The organism is Streptomyces sp. NPDC054786 (genome assembly GCF_053611685.1).
Genome location: NZ_JBSHAW010000005.1, coordinates 72262 through 83295, shown reverse-complemented (window position 1 = coordinate 83295; position 11034 = coordinate 72262). Strand labels below are relative to the sequence as shown.

The 11034-nt window shown below is 69.4% G+C and carries 7 protein-coding genes; 2 read left to right on the top strand and 5 right to left on the bottom strand.

The annotated features are described in order from the left end of the window. Window positions 1-157: 157 nt before the first annotated feature. A complete protein-coding gene (locus ACWGI6_RS06135) occupies window positions 158-1471 on the bottom strand; it encodes a helix-turn-helix domain-containing protein (RefSeq protein ID WP_453266378.1) in 1314 nt (437 codons plus the stop codon). 1086 nt (window positions 1472-2557) lie between these two features. Between ACWGI6_RS06135 and fabV the strand changes: the two genes are divergently transcribed. Beyond that, window positions 2558-3766: an enoyl-[acyl-carrier-protein] reductase FabV gene (fabV, locus tag ACWGI6_RS06130; RefSeq protein WP_453266377.1), complete on the top strand. Its 1209-nt coding sequence runs from the start codon at window positions 2558-2560 to the stop codon at window positions 3764-3766. A 397-nt stretch (window positions 3767-4163) separates the two neighbouring features. Here the strand turns inward: fabV and ACWGI6_RS06125 are convergent, their stop codons facing one another. From ACWGI6_RS06125 to ACWGI6_RS06110, 4 genes are all read right to left on the bottom strand, one after another. Beyond that, the gene (locus ACWGI6_RS06125) at window positions 4164-4601 is read right to left on the bottom strand and encodes an ATP-binding protein (RefSeq protein ID WP_453266376.1); all 438 of its coding nucleotides are present in this window, start codon (window positions 4599-4601) and stop codon (window positions 4164-4166) included. Window positions 4602-5148: 547 nt separating this feature from the next. Further along, the gene (locus tag ACWGI6_RS06120; RefSeq protein WP_453266375.1) at window positions 5149-6252 is read right to left on the bottom strand and encodes a CPBP family glutamic-type intramembrane protease; all 1104 of its coding nucleotides are present in this window, start codon (window positions 6250-6252) and stop codon (window positions 5149-5151) included. A gap of 357 nt (window positions 6253-6609) precedes the next feature. Beyond that, on the bottom strand, window positions 6610-8028 hold the full coding sequence (locus ACWGI6_RS06115) for a purine-cytosine permease family protein (RefSeq protein WP_453266374.1): 1419 nt from the start codon (window positions 8026-8028) through the stop codon (window positions 6610-6612). Window positions 8029-8302: 274 nt separating this feature from the next. Next, complete coding sequence (locus tag ACWGI6_RS06110) at window positions 8303-10096, bottom strand: coagulation factor 5/8 type domain-containing protein (protein WP_453266373.1); 1794 nt, start codon at window positions 10094-10096, stop codon at window positions 8303-8305. 265 nt (window positions 10097-10361) lie between these two features. Here ACWGI6_RS06110 and ACWGI6_RS06105 point away from each other — a divergent pair, with 265 nt between their 5' ends. After that, entirely contained in the window at window positions 10362-10997 is a 636-nt protein-coding gene (locus ACWGI6_RS06105) for a hypothetical protein (protein WP_453266372.1), read from the top strand. Window positions 10998-11034 lie beyond the last annotated feature (37 nt).

Genomic DNA, 11034 nt, shown 5'->3' with positions numbered 1-11034 from the left:
CTGGGCACAGGGGGATGAAGCCGAGATTCACAGGGGTTTCAAGCACGGTCAACGCGTTGCCCTCGGCCTTTTGAGCGGGCAACGGAACACCGCGGATACGGCAGCACTGCGGCTCTTCGGGCGGCCTTCTGCGTGGGGCCGGCCGGTGGGCGAGAAGTCAGGCCGGAGTTCCCGGCCCGGTCCGGTTGGTGTGCAGGCCCATCGCGATATGCGGAAGGGTCCGACGGACGGTGGGATTCTTTGGCCAACGATTGAGTGCCCGACTCAGGCGCAGAAGATCGGCACGGATGGTGGCCGAGTCGATGAGGGCAACATGAGAGGCGACCAATTCGGCGATCTGGCAAGCCTGTTCGATCTCGCCGACGTTCGCCAGGGCAAGCGCGAGCCGGGCGCCATATCGGGCCCTGGCCCGTCGGGATTCCGGCGGAATGGCGTCCAGGCCGTCCCCGAGCAGGGTGACCGCCTCCGCCGGGGAACCGAGGTCGTGCATGCACCAGCCCGCGACGAAAGCCGTCAGATCCGGCAGATGGATGCTGCCGAGAACCGGCTCCCCGCCGCCCGGTGGCGCCGCGCCGGACGTCAGCTCCGCACCGCGGTCGAGAGCCCGGCGGCATGCGTCGCGGTCCCCCACCAGTGCGTGCCCCTGCGCCTCGCGCTGCGCGGCGAGCCCGCGGATGCGCGCACTGCGAGCCTGCTGTCCGGCCCGCCGGGCCAGCTGGACGGTGGCCACCGAATCGCCCGTGTACAGGGCCAGTTCCGCCCGCCGGACCAGGGCGTAGGCGGCCAGTTCGTCATCACCGCTGTCTGCGGCCAGCTGGACCGCCTGCTCGGTCCACCACAGCGACGCCGCGTCGCTGCCCGCCTCCTGCGCCATCCATCCCGTGTACTCGGCGAACCGGGAGGCGAGCCGGAGCACGGCGTCCCGGTGGGCCGACTGTGCCTGGTGCGCCATGCCCCGCAGCGCGCTGGTGGCCGCGATGCAGAGCTGGGCGACGACCGCGGGCCCGAAGAGCTGGCCCATACGGCGGAACTCGTCGAAGACAGTGCGGAAGTGCGGCAACGCCGAATTCGTCTCCCCACCTTCGAAAGGAGGGGGTGCGAGGGACCAACTCACAATGGTGGAGGGCACGGTACCGGCACCGAGCGATGCACGGTCGAATGCCACGAAGTCGCTCTCGCCGCCGGCGTGCATACGTAATGTCCAGGGCGTAGCGACATCCGCTTCGGCAAGGGGTGTCGCTACGGTGCTGCGCTCAGGTGCGGAAATCAGGCTGCTGAGTTGCCCTTCGGCGTTCAGAGCGCTGTCGCATAACTGGGCAAGATCGTGGCTGGGCGCCTTCACACCACGTTCGATCTTGCTCAAGTGGCCTTTGGAAAAGCAAATCAGGGTCGCCAGTTCTCCCAGCGACAGCCCCGCTTCGATCCTTCGCCGGCGTAACTCCGCCCCGAACCACACAGGAATCCGCTGCACCCCGCCCGCCCCCCTCGTCGCTCGCGACCGGTGAAGGGAGTGTGCCACGCATCACACCAACTCTCACATCCTCTTCACACATTGCTTGCTATCGGTTTCATCACGCTCCGCTTCGCGCGAGGTAAATCCTCTTCTCCGCAGGAAGGACCCCTTGCGCAACGGTCACTTCGCCGCGCTCCGCCGTTCCGCAAACGTGGAGATCATTGGTGGTGGCGGGTAGTTGGCATGCATCCGCAGCCCCGGAAACGGCTACCGGTCGGCCCGGCCGGGCCGGCAGCGTGGGGTCCTGGGGTGGACTCCAGGCCGGCAGTTCGCCTCCTACATGGGCCACAGTGCGGGGCACGACGGCCTCTGGCCTCTCTTCACGTGCCATGAAGCAGGCACAACGGGCGAGGCCAGGAAGAGGTCAGGTCAACCAGCCTGACTGACAAGGACGTTGACCGCCCATCGACGAAGTACAGGTCTTTCCTATGGCTGGTGCAGGTCCTGGTGTGGCGCACGCGGAGGGCAGCGGTCTGACTGTGTCCCCCCAGGGCCAGGGGTCCGCCTTCGCCCAGCGCCAGGGCGACAAAATCGGCCGCCCGACCGCCCACGCTGCCCGCGCCGCATGCCGCTGCGGGTGCCCCGCCGGACGGTCGCCGACGCCGGCCGGCCCGACGGTTCCTCGGTTGGAGCGCCGAAGAGCACGGGCTGCACCGGCTGCACGGGCTGCGCCTGACGACGGATCGCCCGACAGGTTGACCCGACGGGTTGCGGGGGCCGTCTCTTGCGAGCCGGGACGTGTGCGGCAGCCGGTCGGCTCGCCGGGGCCTGGCGGCCGAGGGAGGCACGGCAACACACCGCCGCCTCGTCGCCACCTCGCCCTCGCCGCACCCGGAAAGACATGCGCCCGTCCCGGGACGGTGCAGCCCCAGGCCCGCGCGGCAGACCCGTCACCGCTCGAACTGAGGGAAAACCTCCAAATCCGTCACTCCAACACTGTGGCCGCCAAGACGATCATGGGGAGGTATGGGGTCGCACACTTGCAGGGGCGGTGTGCTCCGGTGGCGGCCCGCCTCCTCCGCGACGACCTGAAGGACGTGCGTCATGAGCGAACGTGTCATCACCCCGCGCAGCCGCGGGTTCCTCTTCCTCGACTCCCACCCGGCCGGCTGCGCGCGCCTGGTTCAGGAGATGTGGCAGGCCGCTCCCTCGCCCGCCCGGGTCCCGGACGACGCTCCGGTGGCACTCGTCGTCGGCTCCTCAGCCGGCTACGGGCTGGCCGCGATGATCGCCGGCCTCGCCCGGTCGGGGATCCGCGGCATCGGAGTCTGCTTCGAGAAGGCCCCTACCGAGCGGCGCACGGCCACGGCCGGCTGGTACCGCACCGCCGCCACCGCTGAACTCGCCCGCCGGCACGGCCACGAGATGGTGTTCCTCAACGGCGACGCGTTCTCCGACGAGATGAAGGACCAGGTCGCCGATCTCCTCCGGCAGCGCTTCGGCCGTCTGGACCACTTGGTGTACTCGGTTGCCGCACCACGGCGCACCGACCCGGAGACCGGTGCCACCTACGCCTCGGTTCTCAAGCCCATCGGTCAGGCGTACCGCACCAAGACCCTCGTCTTCGACGGTGACGGGACTCCGGAGGTCAAGGAGGTGGAGACACCACCGGCCGAGGGCGATGACATCGAGCAGACCGTGGCGGTGATGGGTGGCATCGACTGGGAGCGGTGGGTCAGCCATCTCGCCGACCGCGGTCTGCTCGCCGACGGCTTCACCACGGCAGCCTTGTCGTACGTCGGTTCGCCCCTGACGGACGGGATCTACCGGCAGGGCACCATCGGCGCCGCCAAGTCCCACCTCGAAGCCACCGCCCGCGCGCTCGACGAGCGCCTGGACAAGCTGGTCGGCGGCCGCGCGGTGACCTCCGTCAACGGGGCCGCGGTCACCCAGTCCTCCACCGCCATCCCCGGCATCGCCCTCTACGTCGGTCTGCTGCGCGGTGCGCTCGGCGAGGCTGTGGTGCCACCGATTGCACAGCTGGCCGACCTGTGGGACCAGCTGACCGGCGTCCGGCCCCTCGAAACCGATGACGACGGCCGGGTCCGTCTCGACGGCTGGGAACTCAACAGTGCGGTGCAGGCCGCGGTCACCGAAAGGTGGGACTCGTCCACCACCGAGACCATCTCCCGGCTCGCCGACCTCGACTGGTTCCGCGCCGAGGTCCAGCGCCTCTACGGTTTCGCGGTACCGGGCATCGACTACTCGGCCCCGACCGCGACCCAGGTTCCCTGGCCGGACGCCTCTGCCTGATCCCCGGGAAACCACCGACCGGAATTCTCGTGGTGTGCTTCGGACGGCCACCGGTTGATCACCGACGGGAACGACTTCGCCATCGGATTGACGAAAGAACGCGCGTTCACTGCGGAAATCCCGCCCTGACAAGGGAAGTTTTCCTGCTGACGGGGCGGGGCCGGAGCGCGGCCCCGGAGTGCCGTTCGTGAGCGTGCACGTCGAATTCGCCTACACCGTCAAGGAATTCGGGCGGTTGGCCAGTCGTCGCCTGGCGCCGACTCCCTCGTGGGGAATCGGGCGGTCGAGCGGTGGCGATATGCATCACGTCATTCCGGGACCGATCGGTCGGCCCGGCCGTCCGCCGCGGCAAACGCGGTGCGCTCAGGTCGTGGCGCATCGGCCACGGCCCGGCCGGTCACTGTGAGCCGGGCCCCTGGCGGGGGATGATCGCGGTCACGGTTTTACCGGCCGGCTCTCTCCTGATCTTCACGGCGGTCGCGATGCGGCAGACCATCGACCAACCGAATCCGCCGCCCTCGCCGGTGACGTCGGGGGTGCGGGGGCGAGGAAGAACAGGGCTGGAATCGCCCACGGCGACCACCACCGACTCCGGGACGGCCCTCATCCGCAGTGTGCAGGTCTCTCCGCCCGCGTGCCGTACCGCGTTGGTCACCAGTTCGGAGACCACCAGGATCACGGCCTCCCTGGTGTCCCTTTCCACGGAGGGCTCCAGTTGCTCCAGGAAGCCGGCGGCGAGGTGCCGTGCGGGCCCGACGGCTTCGGAGTGACAGTCCAGTTGAAGCTCCAGCACCGGCGACGCCGTAACGGTGCGCGGAGCCTCGGCGGTGCTCATGATAAAGCTCACCCCATATCGCGTCGTCTCGCCTTCAGGCCGGAGAGCGTGCCCTCTTCCCGGGCTACCAACCACAATTCTCCGAGGTCGGACGAAATGGTTGGTTCGCCACGCGGGCGAAAAGCCCGGCCCCCATTCGTCCCGAGCGGACAAGGACAAGCGGGAGTGCTGTGAAACACCTCACGCCACCTCGGCAGCAGGACGGCGGGCACGGTCACCGCCGTGCCCATAAGGCCTGCTGTGCACCTCCACGCTGAAAAGATCAACGCGAGAGCGACACCAGCAGAAGCGGAACCACCGTCATCATCCTCCGGACAAGCGCGTGCCCGTATCTGCCGCGCGCAATCGGAAATTACCCCTGTTTGCTTCACGGGCCGATGGGTAAGAGCCGATTCCTTCCGGCCGTTGCAGGCGGAGAGGGCGAAAGGCCTTCGGTATTGCTCACCGAGCCCGGCGCCGCCTTCCGCGCCGGGCTCGGCATCACCTCACCGATCAGATCCGCTGTGTCCGAATAAATACGAGCAAATGCCCCATAGCCGTCAAACCGTCAAACTCCACTACGTCGGATGACGCGGGCCCCTCGGTCATGTGACGGCCACTCCCGGCCGACGCGCGACGGGCCCTCCTGCCCGGCGCCCGAGGACGGCCACTCCCGCCCGGCCGGGACGAGCAGCGGAGCAGTACCGGTCCAGTGGCCCACGCTGTGTGTGGTCGCCGCGGACGGGTGTCCGGACCGGCGCCGATGCGCCCGCGCCCGCAGACGGGACGACACCAGCCTCGCCCCGACGAAGACCATCGCCGTGGCCGCCAGATACCCCAGTTCGAGCACCGCGGCATGGGTCGGGGCAACCCTCGCCGACCAGCCCGCGCCACGCTGTACGCCCTCGAACACGACACGGTTGACGCTGAGGAAGGCCACATGTGTGCCGATCGCGGCCCACAGCGGTGCGGATCCCGGCGCCGTCCGTGCGGCCACCAGCGTGAGACCGAAGAGCGAGAGCAACACCAGATAGGCGACAGGGTCCTGACCCGCGGGGGTCAGCCCCATGGGCGCGGAGGTCACGCCCACCAGAGGGGACACCGCGGCCTGCACCACGGTGGACGCCGCCGGTACCAGCAAGAAGACCGCCGTCGCCCCCAGAGCGGAGATGACTCCGCCGAGCCGGTCGCGCAAGGAGGCCCAGGCATAGCCACGCAACGTCGCCTCCTCGGGCAGCGCCTCCAGCAGCAGGGCCACCCACGCGTTGCTCACCAGGAACGAGGCAAGGGCTGCCGGGTCCAGGCCGGACCAGCTGACCCACCCGAGCGCCGTACCGGCCCCGAGGACGACGGCAGCGCAGGAGGCGGTGACGGCCAGGCCGCGGAAGAAGCCGAGCGGCGCCGAGGAGAGGGGCCCAAGCCCCAGCGGAAGGCACCGTGTTGACCGCGCGGCCCGTAACCCCAGTACGGCGGGGACGGCCAGCGCACTCACCAGTGCGGCAGGCAACAGCTGCCGCAGATAGCCATCGGCACCGAGCGTGCGGGCGAGCGCCTCCCCCAGCGCATTTCCCGCTCCCAGCGCACCCGCCATCACCGCACCGCCGAGCAGCGCCCTCCCCCAGGCCCGCCACGCGGAGCCCCGAGCCGGCGTCGTGCCGTAGGTCGTAGCCATCGGCTTCCCTTCACGTTCGGCGGGAGAGGCGTCCGGCCGCGTCCGCCGGAATCGTCCGTGCGCAGCGAACCGGCCTGATGGGGCTCGTCACCCGACACCGGGCCGGTACCGGACCGCCACACCCCGCAAGCTCTTCGAGAGCTACGTGTGCCCGCGGCTTCGACGATGAAGCCGCACCCTGGCGCGCCCGACACGAACGGCCCCGCAAACCCTCCTGCGGCATGACCTACCGCGGCAGGGGACTACATCCCTCGACCCAGCGGCCGTACCCGAAGCGGCAGAGCAGACCGATGACGGCGTGGACGAGGGCGACGCCACGCCCTCCGTGCTCGGCGTTGCCCGAACGGTGAGCTCGGCTCATCCACCCGCGCCCGGCACCGCCACGACCGGCTCCGCCTTCCGTGCCGCGTGGGCACCGGCCAGGAGCCTCAAAGGGGCGTAGACCACCACGGAAACCATGAATGCGACGTAGTACGCGAGATCGGCGCCATGCAGTGCGGCCGCAACCGGGCCGACGAACAGGGTCGTGTCCATGAAGGGCACGGCCGCGGCGAACGCGACGACGAAAGCGGCGCACGCGGGCCACCACGGCTGGGGACGGGCGAACTCGGCCTCGACGTCGATCGCCGCGCCGCGCCGGGCCTTGGCGCGCAGCCTCGCATCGACGAGCACGATGCCCACGAAACCGGGGATCCAGTAGCCCACGAACAACAGCAGGTTCTGGAAGCGGAGCGTGGTGTCGGCAGCGTGCATCCACAGCACGAGCAGGAAGCCGAGCACGGCCGCTGCGGCCGCGGCGAGCGGCCTGGGCACCCGTAGGCCGGCGGCCTGCAGCGCCAGGGAGCCGCTGTAGTCGTTCATCGCGTTGCTGCACACCGCCGCGGCCGCAATGGCCAGCAGACCGAAGGCGCCGAGCACCCCGCCGCCCAGCAGCCCGTGCACCCCGGCGGCGGTCTGGTCGGTGAACAGCTTGGCTCCCCACAGCCCCAGCGCCTGCACCCAGGCGAAGGAGAGCACCATGCCGAGCACGGAGTACCAGAACATCCGGGGCCGGGACGTCGCGCGGGGCAAGTAGCGGCTGAAGTCGGACGCGTAGGGGGCCCACGAGATGGCCAGGCTGAGCGCAATGGTGCTGGTCAGGACAAAGGCACCGAGACGATCGGCGCCGTGCGCCGAGCTCGATACGGGCAGCGGCACACCGGAGAGCAGCTTGACGCTCAGGACCAGGAATGCGGCGCCCAGCACAAAGGTCATCACCGTTTGGAGCTGATGGAGCGCCTCGTAGCCGAAGACGCCGACGGCGCCCTGGAGCAGCAGGACCACCAGTGCGCCCAGCCAGAACGGCCAGCCGAGCAGCTGGGCCAGCGCCTCGCCGCCGAAGAGGCCGATCAGCGCATCCCAGGCGACGGAGGAGAGCCACTGCATGATGCCGGGCAGCGCCACACCACGGCCGAAGGCCAGCCGCGACAGCGGCAGCTGACCGGTCCCGGTCTGGCTGCCCCAGGTGCCGAGGTACGCGGCGGGCACCGCGCCGACGATCGTGCCGAGCACCATGGCCGTGAAGGCTGTCCAGAAGTCGAGCCCCAGGGTGACGCCCACGGTGCCGGAGAAGACTCCGGTCATCGTGAGGTTGGGGGCGAACCATACGGTGAAAAGGCGGGCGGACTTGCCGTAGCGGTTGCTTTCGGGCACCGGCTCGATGCCGTGCCGCTCGACCGCCAGGTCGCCGGTACGGGCAGGCATCCGCCCTCGGAAGGCGGATTCTTCGATGGTCATGACTCTCCAGGCTCTACAGATGCGCCGCCCTACGGTAGGCCGCGCGGACGGCCCGCCCGTAACGGCCCCCTGGCACGGTGCCGCCGGCCGTTGCCGAACGGAGGCGCGGGCCGTCCCAGGGGGCGGTCGGGGAGGAGGGCGATCCGAGGGGTCCGGGGGTCACGGATCCGGGAGTCAGGGAGTCAGGGAGTCAGGGATCGGGATGATCTGGATCAGGGGCGGCGATCACGAATCGGGGATCACGGGTCACGGGTCACGGGTCACGGGTCACGGGTCACGGATAGGACACCACCGTCGACGGCACCGTCGAGGTACCCGAGGTGGGCGCGCCGATGCCGTTGATCACGTGCTCGTACTGGCCCTTGCCCCCCAGGGAGACCACGAGCAGGTCGTGGAACTTCACGCCCGGCTTGTTCGGAGCCTCGAAGCCGTGGTCCTGGCGGATGGTGGGATCCACGTTGTAGTAGCAGTAGCTGCCCAGGCCCCACCCTTCGTGAGTGGTCACCTCGTCAGCGATCTTGTACGCGGCGTACCCCTTGGTGCTGCCGTTCTGCACCGCGGCCTGATCGGGCGCGTCGTACGCCTTCTCGTTCTGGAAGAAGACCGTGCGTCCCCGCTCGCCGCGCCACTCCACGTCGTACTTGTTGAAGTGCTCGACGAAGAGCCCGGTCGCCAGGACGTCGTCACCGTTGACGCGGACCCCGTAGTCGGCCCGGTTGGTCTCCCAGCCCACGCCCTCGCCGTGGTCGGCGCGCCAGACCCAGGTGTGATCGACGATGGTGTGGTTGCTGTTGATCACCATGCTGGTGGTCGCCTTGCCGGCGCCCGCCCCGCCGATCCGGATGAAGACGTCCTGCACCGTGGTCGGGTTGGCGGCGTGGTTTGCGGAGGCACCCTGGGGGCCGACCTCCAGCAGCGTGGCGGAGTTGACCGGGCCGGCGTCGATCAGGAACCCGGCGAGCCGCACACCGTCGACGTCGGCGACCTTCAAGGCCGTCACACCGTTCTCCGGAACCAGGGTCGCGTACCCCAGCCCCAGGACCACCGTGTTCGCGCGCTGGACCTCGATCGGCCGGTCGACGCGGTAAATCCCGGGCGTGAGAAGCACGTTGAGCCCCTGCGCCAGCGCGGCGTTGAGGGTCGCCGCGTCGACACCGGGCTTGGCCACATAGAACTGGCCGAGCGGCAGGGACTCGCCCCGTGGTGTGCCATTGCCCCAGGTGGTGCCGCGGGAGTTGGTGCGCTTCTCGGGCAGGAAGACCGTGTAGTCGGCCCCGTCGAGATAGAGGAAGGGCTTTTCGCGGGAGACCGGGGTGGTGTCGAGCGTGGTGTACGGGGGGTCGGGGAAGCTCTGGGCGGGGGCTCCCTCGACCCCTGAGAACACCATGTTCCACACGGCGTTGTTCCAGCCACCCACCGAGCTGTCACGGGTGTACCACTGCTGCTGGGAGTACGGTCCCACCGCGCCGTCGATCCGGCTGTCGGCGATGTAGCCGCCGCTCGCCCAGCCGTAGCCGTCGGGGGACAGATTCAGTCCGCCCTTGACGTGCATCCGCCGGAACGGCGCCGCCTGGGCCACGGCCCAGCGGTTGGTGCCGTTGACGGGACGGAGCGCGAGGTTCTCCGCCGAGCGCCAGAAGTTCTGTGTCGCATTGCCGTTGAACCAGCCCGCGTCGACGGTGACATCACCGTTGAAGGTGGTGTCGTCGGGCGACAGCCCGAGGCCCGCGATGGAGGTGTAGAAGCCGAGCTGAGCGTTCAGACCGTTGTAGGTGCCCGGCTTGAAGAGGAGTGCGTACCTCCCGTTGCCGAACTGGGCCGACTCCTGCTGCTTGAAGATCTCGTCCAGTTTTCCCTGGATGTCGGGCGTGGCGGGATCGAAGACCAGCACATTGGGGCCGAGATCGCCCCCGCCCGGCAGCGCGGCGGCGGCAGGGGCCGCGGACGCCCGGGAGGAGAGCACCGGCAGACTTGCGGCGGGGAGCGCGGCTGCCATCGCGGCCAGGACTCTACGGCGTGAGGGCCTCGGCGTGCGGGAAGCCGTGGCATCTGTGGGGGGTGTGGGCATAGCGGCTCTCCTGATTCAGGAAGTGAACGAGTGATGTTCATGGGAGCGCTCTCTTGCCCGATGCATGTTCATCACATGTGAACGGTGCGTCAAGACTTCTGTCGGGAATCCGAAAACTTGGTACTGACCATCCATCAAACTTGAGGCAGTTTAGGCAAGTTGATGCCGAATGCGGCCGGGCGGCGGGTCATTTGCGGAGGTCTTCTCGTGTTCAGGAGATGTCAGTGGAACCCGAGGCGGGCGGACTTGCGTACACTGCGGCCCCATGTCCATGCCACAGAACTCCCCGGCCCCGGACGACACCGTGGTGCGCACCGGACGCCGCGGCGCGCTGACCGTCATCCCCATCTGTCTGATCCTGATCGCATTGGGCCTGACCGGCGTGGTCGGACTGATCATGCTGTTCATGGGCACGGCGAAAGGCGAGGTCACCGTTCCGGGCGTGGCCGGTCTGGTGATGTTGCTGGTGTTCGGCGCGCTCGGTGTGCTCTTCGGAATCCCCGTCTGGCGAGGCCGGCGCGGGGCGGTCATCGTGGACCGCGCCGGGGTGTGGCTGGACAACGGCACGGCGCGGCAGGTCATCCCCTGGGACGGACTGGCCGGAGCCGGTATGCAGTGGAGCCGGTTCGGACGGCGCACGAAGCAGTACTCCATCGAACTGTGCCCCGGCGGCCCGATCAACGACCGGGATCCGGTGCTGTGGGCCCTGGTCCGCGACGAGGAGCCGGTCGCGCCCGGTCTGCCGCGCCTGCGCTACCGGCTACCGCTGCCGCCCGGCAGCCGGGACAAGGTGACGGCGGCGATCCGCCAGTACCTCCCGCCGCACCTGTGGTGGGGCGAGGAGCAACGCGCACCCGGCCACCTCGGCCGCCCGGACCTGAGCCGGCGCCCCAGGCCCTGAGGCGCCGGTTTCTCCGGTGCGCGCCGCACGCCGTCGG